Origin of the sequence: Streptomyces sp. NPDC059668, from assembly GCF_042734135.1 — a bacterium.
Classification (GTDB): Bacteria; Actinomycetota; Actinomycetes; order Streptomycetales; family Streptomycetaceae; genus Streptomyces.
Window position 1 is genome coordinate 12,994 of record NZ_JBHWEL010000096.1, and the last position, 20,971, is coordinate 33,964.

Annotated in this window: 23 protein-coding genes; 10 read left to right on the forward strand and 13 right to left on the reverse strand. The window is 72.6% G+C overall.

The window, feature by feature from the left end; all coding sequences use genetic code 11:
• On the forward strand, positions 1–1,938 hold a 1,938-nt coding region (locus tag ACFV2J_RS38380; protein WP_385443095.1), incomplete at its 5' end, for a PAS domain S-box protein.
• Between the two features lie 21 nt (positions 1,939–1,959).
• Here the strand turns inward: ACFV2J_RS38380 and ACFV2J_RS38385 are convergent.
• Genes ACFV2J_RS38385 through ACFV2J_RS38395 form a run of 3 tightly spaced genes read right to left on the reverse strand, consistent with a single transcriptional unit; the run spans position 1,960 to position 3,337 of the window.
• Entirely contained in the window at positions 1,960–2,160 is a 201-nt protein-coding gene (locus tag ACFV2J_RS38385; protein ID WP_385092581.1) for a hypothetical protein, read from the reverse strand.
• Between the two features lie 39 nt (positions 2,161–2,199).
• A complete protein-coding gene (locus tag ACFV2J_RS38390; protein WP_385092584.1) occupies positions 2,200–3,114 on the reverse strand; it encodes a YihY/virulence factor BrkB family protein in 915 nt (304 codons plus the stop codon).
• Positions 3,104–3,337: a hypothetical protein gene (locus tag ACFV2J_RS38395; protein ID WP_385443099.1), complete on the reverse strand. Its 234-nt coding sequence runs from the start codon at positions 3,335–3,337 to the stop codon at positions 3,104–3,106. Before ACFV2J_RS38395 ends, ACFV2J_RS38390 begins: the two co-directional genes overlap by 11 nt.
• 652 nt (positions 3,338–3,989) lie before the next feature.
• Here ACFV2J_RS38395 and ACFV2J_RS38400 point away from each other — a divergent pair.
• Entirely contained in the window at positions 3,990–4,775 is a 786-nt protein-coding gene (locus tag ACFV2J_RS38400; RefSeq protein WP_385443101.1) for a GntR family transcriptional regulator, read from the forward strand.
• Between the two features lie 39 nt (positions 4,776–4,814).
• On the opposite strand, the gene ACFV2J_RS38405 is transcribed toward ACFV2J_RS38400, so the two are convergent.
• A complete protein-coding gene (locus ACFV2J_RS38405) occupies positions 4,815–6,449 on the reverse strand; it encodes a TauD/TfdA family dioxygenase (protein ID WP_385092593.1) in 1,635 nt (544 codons plus the stop codon).
• A 363-nt stretch (positions 6,450–6,812) separates the two neighbouring features.
• On the opposite strand from ACFV2J_RS38405, the gene ACFV2J_RS38410 reads away from it, so the two are divergent.
• From ACFV2J_RS38410 to ACFV2J_RS38420, 3 genes are all read left to right on the forward strand, one after another.
• On the forward strand, positions 6,813–7,676 hold the full coding sequence (locus ACFV2J_RS38410; RefSeq protein WP_385092595.1) for an oxaloacetate decarboxylase: 864 nt from the start codon (positions 6,813–6,815) through the stop codon (positions 7,674–7,676).
• Positions 7,673–7,951 carry a hypothetical protein gene (locus ACFV2J_RS38415; protein ID WP_385443106.1) on the forward strand — a complete coding sequence of 93 codons (279 nt, stop codon included), beginning with the start codon at positions 7,673–7,675 and terminating at the stop codon, positions 7,949–7,951. Before ACFV2J_RS38410 ends, ACFV2J_RS38415 begins: the two co-directional genes overlap by 4 nt.
• Before the next feature lie 534 nt (positions 7,952–8,485).
• On the forward strand, positions 8,486–9,070 hold the full coding sequence (locus ACFV2J_RS38420; RefSeq protein WP_385089527.1) for a hypothetical protein: 585 nt from the start codon (positions 8,486–8,488) through the stop codon (positions 9,068–9,070).
• 21 nt (positions 9,071–9,091) lie between these two features.
• Here ACFV2J_RS38420 and ACFV2J_RS38425 read toward each other — a convergent pair whose 3' ends face one another.
• Positions 9,092–9,892, reverse strand: a complete 801-nt coding sequence (locus ACFV2J_RS38425; protein ID WP_385089530.1) for an SDR family NAD(P)-dependent oxidoreductase — start codon at positions 9,890–9,892, stop codon at positions 9,092–9,094.
• Between the two features lie 50 nt (positions 9,893–9,942).
• Between ACFV2J_RS38425 and ACFV2J_RS38430 the strand changes: the two genes are divergently transcribed.
• Positions 9,943–10,119, forward strand: coding sequence for a hypothetical protein (locus tag ACFV2J_RS38430; protein ID WP_385089565.1), 177 nt, complete (start codon positions 9,943–9,945; stop codon positions 10,117–10,119).
• A 139-nt stretch (positions 10,120–10,258) separates the two neighbouring features.
• On the opposite strand, the gene ACFV2J_RS38435 is transcribed toward ACFV2J_RS38430, so the two are convergent.
• Positions 10,259–11,176 (reverse strand): DMT family transporter, encoded by a 918-nt coding sequence (locus ACFV2J_RS38435; RefSeq protein ID WP_385089533.1) that lies wholly within the window; start codon positions 11,174–11,176, stop codon positions 10,259–10,261.
• A 135-nt stretch (positions 11,177–11,311) separates the two neighbouring features.
• Here ACFV2J_RS38435 and ACFV2J_RS38440 point away from each other — a divergent pair, with 135 nt between their 5' ends.
• The gene (locus tag ACFV2J_RS38440) at positions 11,312–12,238 is read left to right on the forward strand and encodes a LysR family transcriptional regulator (RefSeq protein WP_385089536.1); all 927 of its coding nucleotides are present in this window, start codon (positions 11,312–11,314) and stop codon (positions 12,236–12,238) included.
• A gap of 79 nt (positions 12,239–12,317) precedes the next feature.
• Here the strand turns inward: ACFV2J_RS38440 and ACFV2J_RS38445 are convergent, their stop codons facing one another.
• From ACFV2J_RS38445 to ACFV2J_RS38455, 3 genes are all read right to left on the reverse strand, one after another.
• A complete protein-coding gene (locus tag ACFV2J_RS38445; RefSeq protein ID WP_385443111.1) occupies positions 12,318–13,286 on the reverse strand; it encodes an SDR family oxidoreductase in 969 nt (322 codons plus the stop codon).
• 203 nt (positions 13,287–13,489) lie between these two features.
• A complete protein-coding gene (locus ACFV2J_RS38450) occupies positions 13,490–14,119 on the reverse strand; it encodes an MBL fold metallo-hydrolase (protein WP_385089541.1) in 630 nt (209 codons plus the stop codon).
• Entirely contained in the window at positions 14,119–15,204 is a 1,086-nt protein-coding gene (locus ACFV2J_RS38455; RefSeq protein ID WP_385089544.1) for an S-(hydroxymethyl)mycothiol dehydrogenase, read from the reverse strand. Before ACFV2J_RS38455 ends, ACFV2J_RS38450 begins: the two co-directional genes overlap by 1 nt.
• A gap of 332 nt (positions 15,205–15,536) precedes the next feature.
• Here ACFV2J_RS38455 and ACFV2J_RS38460 point away from each other — a divergent pair, with 332 nt between their 5' ends.
• A complete protein-coding gene (locus ACFV2J_RS38460) occupies positions 15,537–17,291 on the forward strand; it encodes an ABC transporter ATP-binding protein (RefSeq protein ID WP_385089546.1) in 1,755 nt (584 codons plus the stop codon).
• 168 nt (positions 17,292–17,459) lie between these two features.
• On the opposite strand, the gene ACFV2J_RS38465 is transcribed toward ACFV2J_RS38460, so the two are convergent.
• Positions 17,460–17,756 (reverse strand): hypothetical protein, encoded by a 297-nt coding sequence (locus ACFV2J_RS38465; protein ID WP_385089549.1) that lies wholly within the window; start codon positions 17,754–17,756, stop codon positions 17,460–17,462.
• Between the two features lie 173 nt (positions 17,757–17,929).
• Between ACFV2J_RS38465 and ACFV2J_RS38470 the strand changes: the two genes are divergently transcribed.
• Complete coding sequence (locus ACFV2J_RS38470) at positions 17,930–18,295, forward strand: nuclear transport factor 2 family protein (RefSeq protein WP_385089552.1); 366 nt, start codon at positions 17,930–17,932, stop codon at positions 18,293–18,295.
• Between the two features lie 63 nt (positions 18,296–18,358).
• Here ACFV2J_RS38470 and ACFV2J_RS38475 read toward each other — a convergent pair whose 3' ends face one another.
• The 3 genes from ACFV2J_RS38475 to ACFV2J_RS38485 form a co-directional block, all read right to left on the reverse strand.
• Positions 18,359–18,607 (reverse strand): MarR family winged helix-turn-helix transcriptional regulator, encoded by a 249-nt coding sequence (locus tag ACFV2J_RS38475; RefSeq protein ID WP_385089555.1) that lies wholly within the window; start codon positions 18,605–18,607, stop codon positions 18,359–18,361.
• Positions 18,608–18,752: 145 nt separating this feature from the next.
• A complete protein-coding gene (locus tag ACFV2J_RS38480) occupies positions 18,753–19,724 on the reverse strand; it encodes a CU044_5270 family protein (RefSeq protein WP_385089559.1) in 972 nt (323 codons plus the stop codon).
• A complete protein-coding gene (locus tag ACFV2J_RS38485; protein ID WP_385089561.1) occupies positions 19,717–20,280 on the reverse strand; it encodes an RNA polymerase sigma factor in 564 nt (187 codons plus the stop codon). Before ACFV2J_RS38485 ends, ACFV2J_RS38480 begins: the two co-directional genes overlap by 8 nt.
• A gap of 105 nt (positions 20,281–20,385) precedes the next feature.
• Between ACFV2J_RS38485 and ACFV2J_RS38490 the strand changes: the two genes are divergently transcribed.
• The coding region (locus ACFV2J_RS38490) for a cbb3-type cytochrome c oxidase subunit I (protein WP_385443119.1) at positions 20,386–20,971 on the forward strand (586 nt) is incomplete at its 3' end.

Below are 20,971 nucleotides of genomic sequence, written 5' to 3' on the forward strand. Positions count from 1 at the left end.
GTCGAAATCAGCCTCTCCCCCCTCGAAACCACCGACGGCCTCCTCCTCTCCGCCGCCGTCCGCGACGTCAGCGACCGCAAAGCAGCCGAAGAACGCTTCCGAGGACTCCTCGAAGCGGCACCCGACGCCATGGTCATCGTCGACGACACCGGCACCATCAAACTCGTCAACGCACAGACCGAATCCCTCTTCGGCTACCGACGCGAAGAACTCCTCGGCCACCCCGTCGAAATCCTCGTCCCCGGCCGCTTCCACACCCACCACACCCAACACCGCGACAACTACGCCAACAACCGCCAAGTACGCCCCATGGGCGCCGGACTCGAACTCAACGGACTCCGCAAAGACGGCACCGAATTCCCCGTCGAAATCAGCCTCTCCCCCCTCGAAACCACCGACGGCCTCCTCCTCTCCGCCGCCGTCCGCGACGTCAGCGACCGCAAAGCAGCCGAAGAACGCATCAACGAGCTGGCCGGGCTCGTGGAGTCCTCCCAGGACGCGATCCTCGCCAAGACCCTCGACGGCGACATCACGTACTGGAACACCGCCGCGCAACGGCTGTACGGCTACGTCCCGGCGGAGGTGATGGGCCGGCACGTGTCCCTGCTCGCCCCGTCCGAGCACCGGGACGAGATCGACACCCTCATGGAGCGGCTGGGCAGCGGCGAGAAGGTCGAGCACTTCGAGGCGCTGCGGCTCACGCGCTCCGGGGAACTGCTGGACGTCGACATCACGCTGTGGCCGACCCGGGCGGCGGACGGCACGGTCGTCGGCGCCTGCGCGATCGTGCGCGACATCAGCGACCGCAAGCGTGCCGAGGCCGAACTGACCGCCCTCTACGAGCAGCAGCGGCACATCGCGCTGACCCTCCAACGCAGCCTGATGGGTACCCCTCCGGCGATTCCCGGCCTCTCCACCGCCAGCCGGTACCGGCCGGCGACCCAGGGCGCGGGCGTGGGCGGCGACTGGTTCGACCTCATCCCCCTGGGGGCCGGCCGGGTCGGGGTCCTGATCGGCGACGTGATGGGGCGCGGTCTGGAAGCGGCGGCCGTCATGGGGCAGTTGCGCTCCGCCGCCCACGCCCTGGCCAAGACGGGCATGCAGCCGCGTCAGCTCATGCAGGCCCTGGACGCGTGTGTCGCCGACCTGGACGTGCCGGACCAGCTGGTCACCTGCTGCTATCTGGTGATCGCCTCGGACGCGGGCCAGGTGACGATCTGCTCGGCCGGTCACCTGCCCACCCTCGTCGCCACCCCCGGCGACGGCGCCCGCGCGCTCCCCGTGCCGGTGAACGCGCCGCTCGGGGTCGGCGGCGTCCTCTATCAGCAGTCCAGTGCGGTCATCCCGGCCGGCGCGACGCTCGTCCTCTACACCGACGGGCTCATCGAGACCCCCGGCAGCGACATCGAGGACCAGCTCACGAAGCTCACCACCACGTTGAGTCGGCTGTTCACCGCCGCTCCCGACCTGGAGGCGGCGGCCGATCACGTCCTGACCGCCCTCCTGCCCGACGCCGAGAGCCACAACGACGACGTCACCCTGCTGCTGGCCCGGCTCCCCGACGCGCCCCTGGCGGCCGTCACCATCGCCCTGCCCGCGGTACCCGACTCCGTGCCCGAGGGCCGCGCCTTCCTCGGCAAGGCCCTCACCTCCTGGGACTGCGCCGGCCCCGCGGACGACGCCCGGCTGCTCCTCTCCGAGGTGCTGACCAACGCCGTGCAGCACGCCCAGGGCCCCATCCGCGTGCACGTGTGCCGCACCGCGACCGATCTCACCGTCGAGGTCAGCGACCACAGCCCGCATCTTCCCCAGCCGCGCCCGGCGGCCGAGGACGCGGAGTCGGGCCGCGGCCTGATCCTGGTCCGCGCCCTCGCCGACGACTGGGGCGTGCGGCCCACCGACGAGGGCAAGACGACCTGGTTCACCCTCGGTCTCTGAGGAAACGACTCTCTGGTCCGTCTACCGTCCCGGGCCTCCGGTGGGCGGGCCGTCGCGCTGCTGTCGCGGCGGCCTGTTCGGCTCCGTCCTCGAAACGGACTGCGGGCCGTCGACGCGGGGCGTGTGCCGGCCGTGGTAGTGCGGTGGCGAGTCCAGCCAGTAGGCACCGAGGAGAGCGGCGAGAACCAGCTGCTGCGGACTGGAGTCATTGCGAGCGTTCACACGGATACAACGATATCTACACACCAAAGTCACATCATGTCAGCGCATACTCTCGGGGGCCCCCTTGGCGAGTTCGGCGGTGAACTGCGCTCCGGCGAGCAGGGCGAGGTTGGACAGCCACAGCCAGACGAGGAAGACCACGGCTCCGGCCAGTGAGCCGTACAGCCTGCTGTAGTTGCTCAGCGCCGAGGCGTACAGGGCGAAACCCGCGGAGACCATGAGCCACAGGGCGGCGGCCAGGACTCCCCCGGGCAGGCTCAGAGCGCGGCGCCGGGCGGGAGGGGGGCCCGCGTGGAAGACGACGATCACCAGGACCACCACGAGACACAGCAGCAGCGGCCAGCGCAGCAGGTCCCACGCCAGGGCCGCCGTGGTGGCGAGCCCGAGGGCATGCCCCAGCGCCTCGGCGACGGGCCCGGTCAGCAGCAGCAGGAGGGCGCTGACCACCAGCAGGCCGAGCAGGGTGAGGGCGGTCAGCACGATGCGGTGTGCCGTACGCCAGGCGGAACGCGAGTCCTTGACCCGGTGCATGCGGTGCAGGGCGCGGCGGAACACGGCGAGATAGCTGATGGCCGACCACAGCGCGCTCGCGGAACCCGTCACCAGCAGGGTCCAGGCGGCGGACCGTTCGCGCAGTGTCCCGGCCAGGACACCGTGCAGTTCGGCTCCGGACTGCGCGGGCGCGTGGGAGGTGACGTGCTCGGTGAACTGCACCGCGGTGTCCGGGCTGATCAGACCGAAGGCGATGACCATGACCAGCAGGGCGGGCAGCACGGTCAGGATCGCGTAGTAGGTCAGCGCCGCCGCCCAGTCGGAGACGTCGTCGTTCCACATCGACACCGGCGTGCGGCGCAGCGCGGGCCACCAGTCGGCGGCCGGCCGGAGCGCGGCCGGGCGCGTCGCCCGGAGGGGCCGGGCGTCGGCGAGGCCGTCCGTACGGGGGTCAACGGACATGAGGGCTCCGGTGCGATCGGGCGCTGAGGTGCACCCGGGTGACGAGACGGTACGGGGTCGCGGCCGTCTCCGCTTCCGCCGTCAGGGTGTGGACGGCCGGCGGGACGGTGGCGGGGGTGGTGTCCGGTCCGTCGGTGGTCACGCACGGGGCGTCGGCGAGCAGGGCGCTCACGCCGACGACGGCCGGCGTGCTCCGGTCGACCGCCGAGCGGGGCTGTTCCATCGGGCTTCGTCCTCCTCTCCGGGTGTGTGCGCCGTCGCCACCGGGACGCGCGGCGGCGCTCCCCCGGCCCCGGGTGGCGTCGGCCGCCCCACCGGCTCCGTGCGCACCATGATCCTTACCCGTGGGGCGCGGCGCGGCCGCCAGGCGGCGAGAGCCCGGCGGGTCGCGCCGGTCATGGGTGATGTGCGTGGTCATGGGCGGGTCCTCTTTTCGGGTCCTGGGGTTCTCGGGCCTCGTTCGGAAACCCGTGCAGTGCTCTCGCTTCGCCTGAACCCACCCCGAGGGATCCGTGACGCCGATCCGCGATCCTTTCCGTGCCTCCGTGTCTCCGTGTCTCCGTGCCTCCGTGCCTCCGTGTCTCCGTGTCTCCGTCGGTACAGCCGGCCTTTCCTGGCCCCTCTCCCGCACGTCCGTTCCTGACCTCGGCCGTACGGCGGTTCCGTTCCTCTTTCCGTGTGCCCGCGAAATCCGGGAAGCGATCACCTCATCCGCTGTCGGCCCTCCCCCAGGCGGAACGGAAGCAGGGGAGTCACCGAGTACCCGCGCACGGGGTCGGCCGCGCGTACGGCGAACCCGGCTAGGCTCCCTGGTCGGAGCACACGCGCCGCCCGGTCGGGCAGGGCCGCGACAGGGCGGGACGAGGAGACACACGGTGACGGACGGCGCGGCCGGGACCGGGAAACGCGCGACGAAGGACCAGGCGCTGTACCGGAAGGTGGCGGCGGACCTGGGCCGGGAGATCGGCGAGGGCAGATACGGCTCCGGCGGACGGCTGCCCGCCGAGGGCGAACTCGCCGAACGGTACGGCGTCTCCCGGGGCACGGTCCGCCAGGCGATGGCCCTGCTGCGGACCGAGGGTCTGGTCGCCTCGCGGCGCGGTACCCGGCGGGTCGTGATCGGGATGCCCCGGCCGCAGAGCTTCGGCGAGCTGCTCAGCTTCACCCGCTGGGCACGCTCGATGGGCGAGGAACCCGGCGGCCTGATGATCGCCGCGGAGACCCGGCCCGCCGACGCGACCGAGTGCGTCCAACTGCGCCTGCCCGAAGGCACCGAGGTCCACCACGTACGGCGGCTTCGTACGCTGTCGGGCCGGCCCGCGATGGTCGAGCGCACCGCCTTCCCGCCGGCCGTCGGCGAACTGGTCGCCGAACTGCCGCCGGACACCGTGTCGTACACGGTGGCCCTGGAGGAGCGGGGTGTGCTGTTCGCGGACGCCCAGCACACCATCGACCTCTGCCCCGCCGACACGGAGGACGCCCGGCTGCTCGGCTGCCGGCCCGGTGACCCGTTGCTGCGCGAGCGTCGGTGCAGCACGGATCCGGCGGGTACTCCGATCGAATGGTCCGACGACCGGTACCTGCCGGACACCGTGTCCTTCACCGTCCACAGCTCGGCCGCCGCCGGCTCGCTGGCCCGCCGCCCGGCCGGCGACACCTGACCGCGCGCCGCCCGGCCGCCTCCGCCGCGGGGGGCCTGATCAGGCGGTGCGCAGCAGTGCCGCGAGCAGCGGCCGGAAGTGCGCGAAGTCCGGGGCCGACGCCTCGGGGTCCTTGCCCTCGTCGTCCCAGCGGCGCACCGCGACCCCGTCCGCCGCGTACGGATTCGCCTCGTACTCGGCGACCTCGGGCGCGGACATCGGACCGCCCTGCACCTGAAGGGTGTACACGGAGGCCTCGGTGAGGAGCCCGAAGTACTCCGGCTCGACCGCGCACAGGTACCGCTTGGCCGCCACGTGCAGCCGGATCGGCTCGGTGACCTCGGGACCGAACCAGTCGGCCAGCCGGTCCGCGCCGGTGTGGCTGTGCCGGTTGTCGGTGCCGGCCATCAGGTCCTCGCCGGTGACCGGGCCGTGGAAGTGACCGACGTCGTGCAGCAACGCGGCCGCCACCAGCGCGTCGGGTGCCCCCGCCTCCTGGGCACGCGCCGCGGCCTGAAGCATGTGCTGCGCCATCGTCACCGGCTCGCCCAGGTAGGCGCCCGCGCCCTCGCCCGCGAAGAGTTCGGCCAGCCCGTCCAGGAACTCCGCGCCCGCCGCTTCCCGTTCGCGCCGCAGTACGGCCAGCGTGCCGGCCAGCGCGTCGATGTCGGCGTAGGCGCCCTGCAGATGGCGGGCGCCGGTCTCCTCGAAGGCGGTACGGGCGTGCAGCAGCCGGACGTTGTCGAAGATCAGGCAGTCGCCGGGCGAGAGCCGGAAGTCCAGCTGGAGTTCGGGGCGCAGGGTGATCTCGGCGAATGTCCGGTAGGCCCGGTAGAATGCCTCCACCTCGTCGGCGGGCAGCCGCAGGGTGGCCATCGAGCGGTTGTTGAAGCGCACCTCGCGGATCCGGCCGCGGCCGTCCACGTCGATCAGCGGCCGTTCGGCCTCCAGCACGGTGCGGGCGTCACTGAAGCGGAACGGCACCGGTGTGCGGGTCAGCACGGCGAACGCCTCCGGGTCCTCGGCACGCAGCAGCGCCGCGGCCTTGAACCCGTCCACCAGACCCGAGTCGCCGCCGCTCGCCGAGTTGGCCAGGCAGTGCAGCAGTTGGAGGGTGGGCACCGGGTCGCGGTAGGGGTTGTCGGTGTGCGGGGTGATGCGCGCGCCGGTGAAGGCCAGGTTGTTGGGGTCCGGTTCGACCCGTACGTCGAACAGCCGCCCGTAGTTGGTCTCGCGGACGTAGCCGAACGTCTCGGCCACCTCGACCACCTGGCCCGCACGGCACGGGACGTCCCGGAGCAGGGCGAAGCCGAGCCCGAGTACCGAGTCCAGCACGCGCGCCCTGACGAGCGGGTCGCCCACGTAGTCCGTCCAGTCCGCCTCGGGCAGCCGGCCGTCCAGGTCGGCGGCGGCCCACAGTGTCTTGCCCGTCTCGGCCCGCCGGTCCCCGGGCCCGTCGTCGGCCTCGGCGCCCGTACCGGGGCGGTTGGCCCTGAGCCACCGCGTGGAGTACCGCGACCGGTGGCCGTCGGGCGCCCAGTCGACCTCGACGCCGTCGGCGGTCCGCCGGACCGCGCCGAGCGCGAGGCCGGCGGGCAGCTCGGTGATCTGGAACAGCTTCTGTCCGTTGCGCGGGTCCCGGCAGCGGGCGCAGGCGCAGTTGTCCCGCAGCCACATGAGCGGCAGGTCCGCCACGGACGGTTCCGCGCCGGACGGCTCTTCGGTTGACGTTTCCTTGACTGACGGTGACGTGTCCATCACTCACTCCCTAAGTTGTATAGCCAACTTTATCGATGCCGTGAAGGTCTCAGCCACAGTTGAGCGAGGAATGACGCACGGCTTGCGCGCGGATGAACGGGACGGCGAGGGAGTCCGCGGGCCGGACGGGGGACATGTGACGTTTCTCCGGTGAACCGCTTGCGCCATCGGGGTGAGCAAAGCCTGTCCAAGGGGAGAGTCCCGTATCGCCATAGAGATCCTCTTGTCTTGGTAAAGGGCTGTCGTGTCGCCGCGGCCCCTTCCGCCCGCCCTGACGAACCCCGAGGAAGGAACCGGACGTTGACTTACGGGAAGAAGCTGAGGGAGCAGATCGCAGGACCGGAGACCACTCCGCTGATCGGCGTGTACGACATGTACTCGGCGTCGATCGCGGCCGAGCACTACGACGGGATGTTCGTCTCCGGCTTCGGGTTCGCGGCCTCGTACTACGGGCTGCCGGACATCGGGTTCATCGCCTGGCCGGACATGGTGGCGTTCGTCCAGCGACTGCGGGGCGCGTTCCCGCGGCACCACCTGCTGGTGGACATCGACGACGGGTACGTCGACCCCGAGGTCGCGTGTCACGTGGTGGAGGGACTGGAGCGGATCGGGGCGTCGGGCGTGATCCTGGAGGACCAGAAGCGGCCGCGCCGGTGCGGGCACGCCGACGGCAAGCAGGTGCTGCCGCTGTCGGAGTACCTCGCCAAGCTGGAGATGGTGCTGGCGACCCGGCAGGACATGGTCGTGGTGGCCCGCACGGACGCGACCGACGAGAACGACATCCTGCACCGGGCCGAGACTCTCGCCGCGACCGCCGCGGACGTGGTGCTCGTCGACGGGGTGCGCAGCGTGGAATGGATCCGGCGGATCCGCGAGGTCGTCGGTGACAAGCCCCTGCTGTTCAACCAGATCGCGGGCGGCAAGTCGCCCCGGCTGTCCCTGGGCGAACTGTCCGAACTCGGCGTGGACGTCGCCATCTACAGCACCCCGTGCCTGTTCGCGGCCCACCAGGCGATGCACTCCGCGCTCGCCGACCTCAGGGCGGCCGACGGTCGGCTCCCGGTGGTCGACACGACGAACGGTGTCGGCGTCGCGACCGCCACCCAGCTGCTGGAGCGCAACATCGCGCGCCTGCGGCCGGAGCCCCAGGGCGCGAGCGCGTGACAGCGCGGCACGTCCCGTCGCCGCGCCTGCGCACGGCCGCCGTACTGGCGGTGGCCCTGCTGGGTGCCGCGGCCGCACCGGCGGCCGCGGGCGACAGCTTCATCACCGTGCTCGACAACTCGCACGCCGACTCGATCCTCGAGGTGGACCGGGCCGCGAACGTCCAGCAGGGCAGCGGCACGGCCGGCAGCGACCACGAGGGCAGCGCCGTCGACATGGTGGAGGCCCTCGTGGCGGCGCACCGGCACGAGGAGGTCGCGGAGGACGACGACTGACCCCTGGGACCGCGCACGGGATCGCCCGGGGGACCGCTCGGGGGTCGGCCCCTTCGACCGACCGGCGCCCCACCCGTTCCCGGGCGGGAATCGCCGGCGGCCCGGGCGGTGCCGTTCCTGCTCACGAAGGGTCCGCGAGGTCATGGGGCGGCGGGCCGGGGCCGACCGGCCCTGGCGGTTCCGTGCCGCACGTGCTGTCCTGGAGTGGACGGGAAGGACCCGGGAAGGACGCGGAGAAGCGGTCGGTGGCCGTGCACCGCACAATCAGGACCCGCGAGAAGCGGGTGGGGCCCTTCCCGCCCCGGCGCCTTGGCCCTGACATCCCTTCACCGGCCCCTCGCGCCCGTGGTGCGCACGGGCCGATCGGTCCCCGTTCCCGGACCGGGCGGGCCCTACGAGGTTCCTGCCGGCCCGGACGGAACGGCCCCCGCGTGCGAACGAGGGCCGGACGGCCCCGCGATCCGTCCGGTCGGCCCCGCCACCCCTCGCTCCCCGGGCGTCACCCGGCCGTAGGCATGACGAGGAGGTGCGGCGATGCACTGGACACGGCGTACGAAGCGGTGGTGCTGGCGGTGGCGGAGCAATCCGCTGCGCCGGCACGACGATGTCGTCGAGGCCTGGATCGTGCTGGTCGTCTGGGCGGTCATCCTGGTGGGAGGCGCCCTCGTCGGTCTGGTGGCGGCCCACACGGCCGACGCGTCCTTCGCCCGTTTGCGGCACGAGCGGCACCCGGCCCCGGCCGTCCTCGTCGACAACACGGTCCGGACCCTGCCGACGGGCGACGGCCCCGTCTACGACGGTGTCCGCGCGACGGTCCGCTGGACGGGTCCGGACGGCGCGACCCACACCGGCCGGACGCTGGTGAACGCCGGGCACCCGGCCGGTTCGAAGATCGTGGTCTGGCTGGACCACAAGGGGCGTCTCACCACCCGGCCCCCTGATCCGGGCACGGCGTCCGCCGAGGCGGGAGCCCTCGGCACCGGCGCGGCGATCGCGTTCGGCAGCCTGGTGTTCGCGGGCGGTCGCCTCGCCCGTTGGCGGCTCGACCGGCGCCGCTACGACGAGTGGGCCCGCGCGTGGGAGCGGGTGGGACCGCGGTGGGGGCACAAGACCCCGTGACGCGACGCGCCCGGCCCGCCGCTACGCACGCTGCCGTACCGCATTGCGGAAGCCGGTGTTGACCGCCAGCAGTCCCCCGTCCACGCACAGCGTGGTCCCGGTGATCCAGGACGCGTCGCGGGAGGCGAGGAAGGCGACGGCGGACGCGATGTCGTCGGGCTCCCCCACCCGCCCCAGCGGGTAGAGCTCCGCGGCCACGGCGAGGTCGTCCTCACGCCCCTCCCACGCCGTGGTGCGGACCGTGCCCGGCGCGACCATGTTGACGCGCACCCCCCGGGGCGCGGCGTGACCCGCGAGCGTGCGGGTCAGGGACATGAGACCGGCCTTGGCGGCACTGTAGGCGTGGTTGCCGAAATCCTGGATGCCGTTCACGGAACCGATGTGGACGATCGCGCCCCGGCCGGAGGCCACCAGGTGCGGGAGGGCCGCGCGGGAGCACCGGTAGGCGCCGGTCAGGGTGAGGTCCAGGTCGTGGGCCCACACCTCGTCCGGCTCGTCCTCGAAGAGGGGCTCGTCGGGGGTGCACCCATAGGCGTTGTTGACCAGGACGTCCAGCGAGCCGAAGGTGCGGGCGGCATGCTCGACGGCCCGCTCGGCCGACGCGCGGTCCCCCACGTCGCAGACGTACGCCTCGGCCAGCCCGCCGCGTTCACGGATCGACGCGGCCGTCTTCTCCGCCTCGGGCAGGTCCACGTCGGCGATCAGTACGCGGGCCCCCTCGTCGGCGAACCGGCGGGCAGTGGCCGCCCCGATGCCACGAGCGGCGCCCGTGATCACCACCCCGTGTCCTTCGAAGCGCCTCATTGCGGTCGTGGCAGTCATGGCAGCGAAGGTACTGCCGTGATCGTCGCGGGGACAGACACCGTGCGCCGATGTCCGCGTTCTTACCGCGACTCCCGGCGCTCATGGGCGTGGGCGTGGTCATCGGCGCCCTCGGTCCGTACCTCGCGACCGTGCGGGGCGACCGGGCCCGTTTCCGCCGGGAGCGGGCGGCACGGTGGGAGGAGCGGCGGCTGTCCGTGTACGCCGACCACGCGCGCGCTGCCTGAAAGGCGTGGCAGGACTCCTGGCACGCCGGCGTGGGGCACGTGAGGGGTGTTGGGCGGCGGTCCGTGAGGCCCTGGCCCTGTCGGCCGACCGTCCGCCGGCGTGGCAGGTCCCACCCCTGCACGGACGCCCCGACGCGGGTCAGCGGCGTAGCGCGGGGGTCTCGGCGGGGCGGCCCGGGCCGGCGACGGCGGGAGCGCGGCGGCGGTTGATCAGGACGACGCCCAGGACGGTGACGGCTCCGCCGGCCAGGGCGACGGGCCGGGGGACCTCGCCGAGCCAGAGCACGGAGACGACCAGCGCGACGGGCGGCACCAGGTAGAGGGCGGCCGTGGCGGCGGCGAGCGACATCCGGGCCACCGCGTAGCCCCAGAGCACGAACCCCAGCGCGGAGGGCAGCAGGCCGAGGTAGAGGGCGGACCAGAGGGCGTCGGCGGGAGCGTGGGCGGTGGCGCGCAGGGTCGCGGGCAGCAGTGGCAGGGCGAAGAGGGTGCCGGCCACCATCGCGTAGGTGGCCACTTCCAGACCGGAGTAGGTGCGCAGCAGGGGTTTGCCGGCGAAGTGGTAGATCCCCTGGACCACCGCGGCGGCCAGGACGACCAGGGCGGAGACGGTGAACCCGGCAGGCCCGTCGGCGAGCGTGACGACGGCGGCGCCGGTCAGGGCGACGGCGCTGCCGACGACGGTGTCACGGGTCGGCCGTTCCGCCAGGAAGACGCTGCCGAGCAGGACGGAGAAGACGGGCGCCACCGAGATCAGGAGGCTGGCGGTGCCCGCTTCGACGTGGACCTCGCCCCAGTTGAGCAGTATCTGGTAGGCGGTCATGCCGGTGGCACCGCAGAGGGCGATCAGCGGCAGGTCCCCGCGGTGCGGGACACGTACGCCGGCGAAGGGGGCGACCGTCAGCAGGGCGAGCGAGGCGACGGCCAGGCGCCACCACGACAGGGCCGCGATCCCGAGCCCGCCGACCCCGACCCGGACGGCGGGAAAGGCCGAGGCCCACAACACGACGGTGCCGGCGAGGGCCAGGAAACGGGGGGACGCCACGGATGTCTTCACCGCTTCAGGGTGACCTGGAAAACCATAAAGCTCCAGTTAGCTTATATTTGGAAACCAGAAAGCCTGGCTTATCAATGAGATCTGTCAGGCAGAACGTTCCTTTTGGTACCGTCCCCCATCGGTGAGGCTGTCTTCATGCTTGATGTGCGACGCCTGCGGATCCTCCAGCACCTGGCCACCTACGGCACGGTCGCCGCGACCGCCGACGTACTGCGGCTGACCGCCCCGGCCATCTCCCAGCAGCTCGCCGTCCTCGAACGCGAGGCGGGGGTGGCGGTCGTGGAGAGACACGGCCGGACGCTGCGCCTGACCGCGGCGGGTGAACTCCTCGTCGCCCATGCCGAAGTGGTCCTGGGCGATCTGGCGGCCGCCGAATCGGACCTCGCCGCGCTGCGTGGCGGAGCGCACGGTGTCGTCCGGGTCGCGGCGTTCGCGTCCGCCTGCCGCCGGCTGATGCCCGCCGTCTTCCGGAGTCTGGCCGCGGACGGGTCGGGCGGCCACGCGCTGTCGCTCGATCTGGTCGAGCAGGAGCCCGAACTCTCCCTGGAGGCATTGCGCAGGCGCGAGACCGACCTGGCCGTCGTCCACGGCTACACCGTGCTGCCCCGGGACTTCCCGGTGGGCTGCGAGACCGCCCCGCTCATGGAGGACCCCGTGGTGCTCGTGCTGCACCCGGCACGCGCGGCGGAACTGGGGCTGGCCGAGGGCGAGGCGGCCGACCTCGCCCGCCTCGCCGACGATCCCTGGCTCACCCCCGGTCCCGAGGCCTCCTGCTACGAGATGGTCCAACGCGCCACCGGGGCCGCCGGGTTCGTCCCCTCCGTCCGGGCGCGCAGCAGCGACTTCGCCGTCCTGACCGCACTGGTGGCCGCCGGGGCGGGGGTGGCACTCGCGCCCCGTCTCGCCCTGCCGCGGGCCGACGCCCCGCTCAGCCTGCACCCCCTCGTCCACCCGGTGACCCGCACCGTCTACACCGCCCACCGCACCGGTACGGCCCGGCGCCCCGGTCTGCGCCGCCTGCTGGAAATGCTCCAGGACGCCGCCGGGTCCGTCACCGCCTGACCCGGCGCGCCGGTCCCGTGCCGCCCCGCCTGCCGGACGGCTCGTCCCGGCGTCGGGTCCGGCGCCCGGGCGGTGTGTGTCAGCGGTAGGCCTCGATCACCGCCTGGGCGTCGGGACCAGCGCCGGCACCGCCCACGACCGGGACCGCCCCGTCCGCCGGTTCGCCGGCGTCCTGGACCTCGGTCAGGTAGCGCCAGGCGTCCGGGCGGCTGCCGTCGCGGTCGGTGAAGTCGTACACCCGGGCGAGCTGCCCGCTGGAGAGCGACTGCCCGTTCCAGCGCGCGACGTCCGGGTCGGCGGCCAGCGCGGCCACGGCACGGCCGACATAGGCGGGGGTCTCGGAGATGCCGAAGTGCGGCACACGCTCCGTCGCGTCGCGCCAGTTCTCCTCGGTGACGCCGAAGGCCTCCAGCATGATCTCCGAGCGCAGCCAGCCCGGGGTGAGCGCGACCGCGGTGGCGCCGCGCGGGCCCAGTTCGTGGCCCAGCGCGAACGCCATGCGCAGGACCGACGCCTTGGCCAGGTCGTAGAAGAAGGAGACGCGATAGGTGTCCCGGTTGGACTCCGCGGTGCCGTCGGTCATCTCGACGACGAGGCCGCCGGGGTGGCGCAGCAGCAGGGGAAGCGCGTGGTGGCTGGTGACGGCGTGCGTCTCGACGGCCAGCCGGAGCAGCCTCAGTCCGTTGTCGAGGTCGTGCTCCCAGACCGGGGCGTCCCACTCGAAGAGCTTCTCGCCGCCCCAGATGTCGTTGACCAGGACGTCGAGCCGGCCCTGTTCGTCGTCGACGCGTGCGACCAGGGCCTCGACCTGCCCGGGGTCGAGGTGGTCGGTGGGCACGGCGACACCGACGCCGCCCGCCGCGTCCACCAGCTCCGCGGTGTCCTCGATCGTCTCGGGGCGGTCGTACTCCGAGCGCCGTTCACGGGTGCTGCGCCCGGTCACGTAGACGGTGGCGCCGGCCGCGCCGAGTTCCACGGCGATCCCCCGTCCCGCTCCCCGGGTGGCCCCCGCGACCAGCGCGACCTTGCCTTCCAGCGGCCCTGACATGTCCGACCTCCATGTGCGTACGTTCTCGCGTTCGTCCGTGCTCGTAGGGCCCACGCGGTGCCTTCACCCATGGGTCGCTCCGAGCGTGACGTGGAAGCCGGACATCTCCTGTCAGGTTTGTCGCGTGTCAGGTTTCTCGCGTGCCGGGTCTCCGGGATGTCAGGTCTCCCGTACCCGAGCCGCCCTGGCCCGGCGGGTCGGCGTCAGTGGCCGCGCGCGATCCACTCCTCCAGGTGCGGTGCCTCGGCGCCGATGGTGGTCGTGTCGCCGTGCCCCGTGCGGACGACGGTGTCGCCCGGCAGGCCGAGCAGACGCTCGCGGATCGAGTCGACGATCGTCGGGAAGTGCGAGTAGGAGCGGCCGGTGGCTCCCGGGCCGCCCTGGAAGAGGGTGTCGCCGGTGAACACGGTGCCCAGCCCCTGGTCGTACAGGCAGACCGCGCCCGGGGCGTGGCCGGGTGTGTGCAGAACGGTCAGATCCGCGCCGGCCGCCTCGATGACCTGCCCGTCCTGGAGCCAGGCGTCGGGCAGCCGGTCGGGATGGGTCTGCTTCCACAGCGGCAGGTCGTCCGGGTGGAGCCAGATCGTGGCACCGGTGCGCTCGGCGAGGGCGGGCGCGGCGTCGATGTGGTCGTTGTGGGCGTGGGTGCAGACGATGGCCAGCAGCCGCCGGTCGCCCACGGCCTCGGCGATGGCGTCGGCGTCGTGCGCGGCGTCGATGACGATCGCCTCGTGGTCGTCCCCGACGATCCACACGTTGTTGTCGACGTCCCAGGTACCGCCGTCGAGCGAGAAGGTGCCCGAGGTGACGAGGTGTTCGATGCGCGTGGTCATCAGAACACCACCACCGAGCGCAGCACGTCGCCGTGGTGCATCCGCTCGAAGGCGGGCTCGATCTCGTCCAGGGCGATCGTCTCGCTCACGAACGCCTCCAGGTCCAGTCGCCCCTGGAGGTGGAGGTCGATCAGCATCGGGAAGTCACGGGACGGCAGGCAGTCGCCGTACCAGGACGACTTGAGGGCTCCGCCGCGTCCGAAGAAGTCGAGCAGTGGCAGCTCCAGCTTCATCTCCGGGGTCGGGACGCCGACCAGGACGACCGTACCCGCGAGGTCGCGGGCGTAGAAGGCCTGCCGGTACGTCTCGGGGCGGCCGACCGCGTCGATGACGACGTCGGCGCCGAAGCCCCCGGTCAGCTCCTGGATCGCCGCGACCGGGTCGGTCGACGAGGAGTTGACGGTGTGCGTCGCGCCGAGCTTCGAGGCGGTGGTCAGCTTCCGGTCGTCGATGTCGACGGCGATGATCTTCGCGGCGCCGGCCAGCCGGGCCCCCGCGATCGCCGCGTCGCCGACTCCGCCGCAGCCGATGACGGCGACGGAGTCGCCCCGGCCGACGTTGCCGGTGTTGATGGCGGCGCCGATACCGGCCATCACGCCGCAGCCGAGGAGTCCGGCGACCGCGGGGGAGACGGCCGGGTCGACCTTGGTGCACTGTCCGGCGGCGACGAGGGTCTTCTCGGCGAAGGCGCCGATACCGAGGGCCGGGGACAGCTCGGTGCCGTCCGTGAGGGTCATCTTCTGCTTCGCGTTGTGGGTGTTGAAGCAGTACCAGGGCCGCCCGCGCAGACACGCCCGGCACTGCCCGCACACGGCCCGCCAGTTGAGGATGACGAAGTCGCCGGGTGCGACGTCCGTGACCCCGTCGCCGACCGACTCCACTACGCCCGCCGCCTCGTGGCCGAGCAGGAACGGGAAGTCGTCGTTGATGCCGCCCTGCTTGTAGTGCAGGTCGGTGTGGCAGACCCCGCACGCCTGGATCTTCACCACGGCCTCTCCCGGCCCCGGATCGGGCACGACGATGGTCTCCACGCGCACCGGTTCGTTCTTGCCCGGGGCGATCACGCCACGTACTTCCTGCGCCATGGTGGCGAACCCTTCCGTAGATCGACGTTCGTCGACCGACCCTACGGTGTGACCGGCCGGTAGCAGGCCAGGTGGTCTCCGGTCGCCTCGGGCGACGTAGGCCGGGCCGCCGGCCCCCGTCCCCCGGACCGCGTCACGGCGTACGCGAACGGGGCTGCGCAGAGGCCCTGTTCCGCCCGCTCGACAGGGGGCCGGGCCGGCCGTGCGAGGCGCCCCGTGGCGGCCGTCGATGCGTGGCTGGTCCACCTTGTACGGGAGGGCCGACCGGTGGCCGTACGGTGCCCGTGCCGACGTAGCCTGAGGCATCCTCATCCCTCGCCACAAGGAGCGCCGTGACCATCGCAGGGACGCAAGCCGAACCACCCGCCTGGCGGCTGCTTCTCGGATACGTACGCCCGCACCGGTGGGCGCTGTTCGCGGGCGCCCTGCTGGCGCTGACGACCGGTGGCACCGGTCTGCTGCTGCCGCTGGTGGCGCGGGGGCTCATCGACGACCTGTCGCACGACCGGCCCATCGGGCGGGCACTGCTCGGCATGGCGGCGCTGGTGGTCACCAACACGGCGGTGGGCGCGCTGGGTTCGTACGTGCTGCGGCGCACCGCCGAGTCCGTGGTGCTCGGCGCGCGACGCGCCCTGTCGTCCTATCTGCTGCGGCTGCGGATACCGGCCGTGGACCGCAGCGAGCCGGGCGACCTGATGGCCCGCATCACCTCCGACACGACACTGCTGCGCGAGGTCACCACCGACTCGCTCGTGGGCATCGGCACCGGCGGCCTCACCCTCGTCGCGACGGTGGTGATGATGGGGCTGGTCGACATGGTGCTGCTCGGGGTCACCCTCGGGGTGATCCTGTGCGCGGGAACGGTGCTCGGTCTGATCGTGCCGCGCATCAACCGGGCCAGCAAGCAGGCGCAGGACGCGGTCGGCGTGATGGGCGCCGCGCTGGAGCGGATCCTCGGGGCGCTGCGCACGATCAAGGCGTCCGGGGCCGAGCACCGCGAGGAGCGGACCATCCACGCGGCGGCCGAGGAGTCCTGGCGGCAGAGCGTGCGGGCCGCCAAGTGGTCGGCGGCGGCGGGCAACACGGCGGGGCTCGCGATGCAGATCGCCTTCATCACGGTGCTCGCGGTGGGCGGCGCCCGGGTGGCGACCGGCGCCATCGGCGTCGGCACCCTGGTCGCGTTCCTGCTCTACGTCTTCTACCTCATGTCGCCGATCCAGCAGGTGGTCGGCGCGGTCACGCAGTACCAGACCGGCGCCGCGGCGCTGGCCCGGATCCAGGAGGCGCTGCGGCTGCCCGCGGAACCGGCCGCGCTCCCCGTGCCGCTGCCGGTGCCCGGCTCGGCGCCCGCCTCGCTCTCCTTCGACGACGTCCGCTTCCGGTACGCCGACGATCTGCAGTACGTCCACCACGGCGTGACGTTCGCCGTGCCGGCTCGTGGCATGACGGCCTTCGTCGGCCCCTCGGGCGCGGGCAAGACCACCGTGTTCTCCCTCATCGAGCGGTTCTACGACCCCGAGTCCGGCGTCATCACCGTGGACGGCCGTCCGCTGGAGGACTGGAACCTGTCGCAGCTCAGGTCCGCCATCGGATATGTGGAGCAGGACGCCCCGGTCCTGTCGGGTTCCCTGCGGGACAACCTGCTGCTGGGCAATCCGGAGGCCGACGAGGCGGAGGTGACCCGGGTGGTGCGGACGACGCGTCTGGACGGGCTGGTGGCCCGGCTGCCACGTGGACTCGACACGCTGGTGGGGCATCGCGGCACCAAGCTGTCCGGCGGTGAACGCCAGCGCGTCGCGATCGGCCGCGCCCTGCTGCGCCGCCCCCGGCTGCTGCTCCTCGACGAGGCGACCTCGCAGCTCGACGCCGTGAACGAGGCCGCGCTGCGGGACACGGTCGCCGATGTCGCGCGCACCACCACGGTCCTCGTCGTCGCGCACCGGCTGTCCACGGTCACGATGGCCGACCGCATCGTCGTCATGGACGCGGGCCGGGTGCGCGCGGTGGGGACCCATCGGGAGCTCGTGGCCGGAGATCCGCTCTACGCCGAGCTGGCGGCCACGCAGTTCCTCGCGACGGCGGGCTGAGGCTCCGCGCAGTTCCTCGCCACGGCGGGCTGAGGCTCCGCGCAGTTCCTCGCCGGGGCGGCCGCGGGACGCAGGCCCGTTCACCGGGCGAACAGGGGCCGGACGCGATCCTGCCCCCGGGCACGTGTGCCGGGGGGGCAGGATCTCCGCGGGGCTCGGTCGGCCGTGTCAGGCCTCGATGCCCGGGAGCAACCCGGTGACGGGGGCGGCCAGGTCGGTGAGCTGGTGCAGCTGGTTGAGATCGTTGAGGTGGTTGAGCCCGGCCAGCTGGTTGGCCGTCCGCGGGATGTCGTTCCGGTGCTCCGCCGGCAGACCACTCGTCGCAAGCTCGTCGAGCTGGGTGATCGGGTTCAGCCGTCCCGCGTCCGGGGCCTCGGAGGTGGCCGCGGAGGCCATCGGCGCGGCCAGGCCCGTGACGCCGACGGCGAGACCAACGGCGGCGACCATACGTCGTGTTGAGATCATGTCTTCAGCAACGGCACCGGACCCCGCCCGGTCACGGCCGGACCCCGCCGCTCACCCGAGAGGCTCATCGTGACGGCTGGGCTTGCCGTGGGCTGTGCGGCGGAGGACTCTCGGAGGAGAGGCCCCTCGCGGCCCGCTCCTTACCGGGCCGCGGCCTTCCGAGGAGGTCATTCATGGGCACCATGGCAGGCCCCGCCTTCGACACCGAGGCGCTGCGCCGCGGGATCGAAGGACACGACGCGGCGGAACTGCTGGCACTGTACGCGGACGACGCGGAGATACGGATCATCGACCGCAACACGCAGCCCAGTCACCCGATGGTGAAACACGGCCGTGGCGAGATCGCCGACCTGCTGGACGACGTCTGCAGCCGGGACATGATCCACAAGCTCGAGGACTGCGTCATCCAGGGCGACCACGTCGCCTTCACCGAGTCCTGCCTCTACCCCGACGGCGTGCGGGTACTGGCCAGCTCGATGATGTCGCTGCGGGACGGCAAGATCGTCGAACACACGCTGCTCCAGGCATGGGACGAGTAGGGAGGAACTGGCCGAAGGTTCAGGTGTCCTCTCGTCTGACCTGGACCTTCTCGGCCAAGGTGGCTATGGGGCGGTCGCACCGGACCCGGCGGCCGCGACCGGTCTCCGCAGCAGGTCTGCGAGTGTCCGCCTCTCTGCTGCGGTCAGCGCTCCGAGCAGCGCGTTCTCACCCTCGTCCGCCGACACCGCGTGCCGCTCGAACGCGGCGTGTCCGGCCTCGGTGAGCCGCACCTCCACCCGCCGCCGGTCGGCCGCGTCGTGGGTACGGGTGATCAGTCCCGCGTCCTCCAGCGGGGCGACGGCGGCCGTCACCGGGGCAATGTCGGCTTCGCGTCCGTCCGTGCTCGGGCACCGCCGGTCACGCCGGTGCCGGGCGGTGCCGGCCCGACGGCGGTCGCGGTGCCGGCGCGGACCGCCACAGGTGCCGGACGCCGTCCCGGACGTCCGGGGTCGGCGCTCAGCGCATCCACGCGCTGTACGACATCACGTCCCCGGACCGGACGCCGAACTCCGCGTCGTCCTTCGTGACGGTGTCCTCCAGGCCGAGCACGGCGCCGGTCCCCGGGTCCAGGATCAGCATCCGGCGCAGGCCGTGCGCGGTGTCGTCGTACACGTACGCCTGCCCCGGGCGGCGCAGACGGTCGGTGACCGCGCCGACCGGGCGCAGGCCCTCGGCCTCGGCCAGGAGACGGACCAGCGTGGCGTTCTCGCGTGAACCGAGCGTCCAGTTGCCCAGCAACTCGCTGACGGCGTCGAGGAGTTCGGGCGTGCCCAGTGGTGCCGTCCGGTTGAGTTCGTCGAGGTAGGCGCGCAGCCGCCCGACGTCGTGCGGCGGGGTGGCCCGGGGCGGGGCGTCGCTCCAGCTGGGCGGGTAGGTCCGCCTGCTGAGGACGTGGCCGTCCTCGACGACGCGCGGGACGGGGTCGGCGTCGGTGATGACGGGTCCGCCCGGATGGCGCGGGTCGGTGGCCACGACGAGTTCCGTGGCGCTGCCGTCCGCGTGCCGGCGCAGCACCCGTTCCTCGGGCAGCGTCACCGCCCGCCGGGCGCCGGTGCCGGCCGTCATGGCCAGGCTCCAGGTCTGCACATGGGTGCCCTCGCGCAGCCGCAGGGAGTGGTCGGCGGCCGCCCGTTCGGCGATCCGGTCCAGAGGTACGGGAGTGGAGCCGGACTCGATCAGCAGGGGGCGGGGCGCGGCCACCGCGGGGGTGGTGGCCGACCCCGACAGCAGGAGGGTCAGGACGACCACGCCCACGGCGGCAGCGGTCCCGACGCTCAGGGCCCAGCGGCGCAGCCGGCGGGGGCGCCCGCTGTGCAGCAGCCGGTTGAGACCGCGCTCGGCGTGCTGGTCGAGCGGCCGGTCGCGGAAGCGGGCGTCGTCGGACGGCACCGGGTTGGCGCGGCGCAGGAGGTCGAGTTCGTCAGCCATGGCCGTGCTCCTTCGGGGTGTCGCGGCAGGGCGCCGGGGCGCCGGGGGCCACGGTGGCGTGCGGTCGGTCGATCTCGGCTCTGAGCCGGCGACGGGCGCGGTGCAGGCGCATCGCCGCGGCGCGGGTGCCGCAGCCGAGGGCGACGGCGACCTCGTCGACGCCGAGTTCCTCCCAGGCGGTGAGGCGCAGTATTTCCTGGTCCGCCGGTGAGAGCCGGGCCAGTGCCTCGTGCACCCAGTCGCCCGGCGAGCCGGAATCGGGGCTCTCGACCACCTGTCTGCCGTGCGCGCTCTCGTCGTTGCCGAGCCGGTCGAGGAGTCGGCGGCGCCGCCCGTAGCCGCGTACGGCGTTCGCCAGACAGTGGCGCGCCACCCCGTACAGCCAGGGGAGCGGGGACGGCGGAAGGTCGGACCGGCGCCGCCAGGCGACGGTGAAGACCTCCGCCACCACCTCCTCCACGTCACCGCTCCGGCCGTCCAGTCGCCTCGCCACGTAGCGGCTGACCGCCCAGTAGTGCTCGCGATAGGCAGCGGCGAAGGTCTCGTCGTTGCTCATGATCCGTATGTGTCCGGCAGTCCTCCGAACGTCACAGCCGTCGGTGTGACGCTCGTCGCTTCCCTCAAGTGTGACGGTGGTCCCGGCGCCGGACACAGGCGGGGCATGGAGAGCACCACTGTCACGACGCCGCCCGCAGCCGTTCCCGGGCGTCCGCGTCGTCCCGGAACGGCCGCGGTGAAGTGGCTGACCACCACGGACCACAAGACGATCGGCACGCTGTATCTGGTCACGGCGTTCGGCTTCTTCTGCATCGGCGGGGTGATGGCGCTGCTGATGCGCGCCGAGCTGGCCCGGCCGGGTCTGCAGATCATGTCGAACGAGCAGTTCAACCAGGCGTTCACGATGCACGGCACGATCATGCTGCTGATGTTCGCGACGCCGCTGTTCGCCGGCTTCGCGAACTGGATCATGCCGCTGCAGATCGGCGCACCCGACGTGGCGTTCCCGCGGCTGAACATGTTCGCCTACTGGCTGTACCTCTTCGGCTCGCTGATCGCCGTCGGCGGCTTCCTCACTCCGCAGGGCGCGGCCGACTTCGGCTGGTTCGCCTACGCGCCGCTGTCGGACGCGGTCCGTACGCCGGGGGTCGGTGCCGACATGTGGATCATGGGTCTGGCCTTCTCCGGCTTCGGCACGATCCTCGGCGCGGTCAACTTCATCACCACCATCATCTGCATGCGCGCCCCCG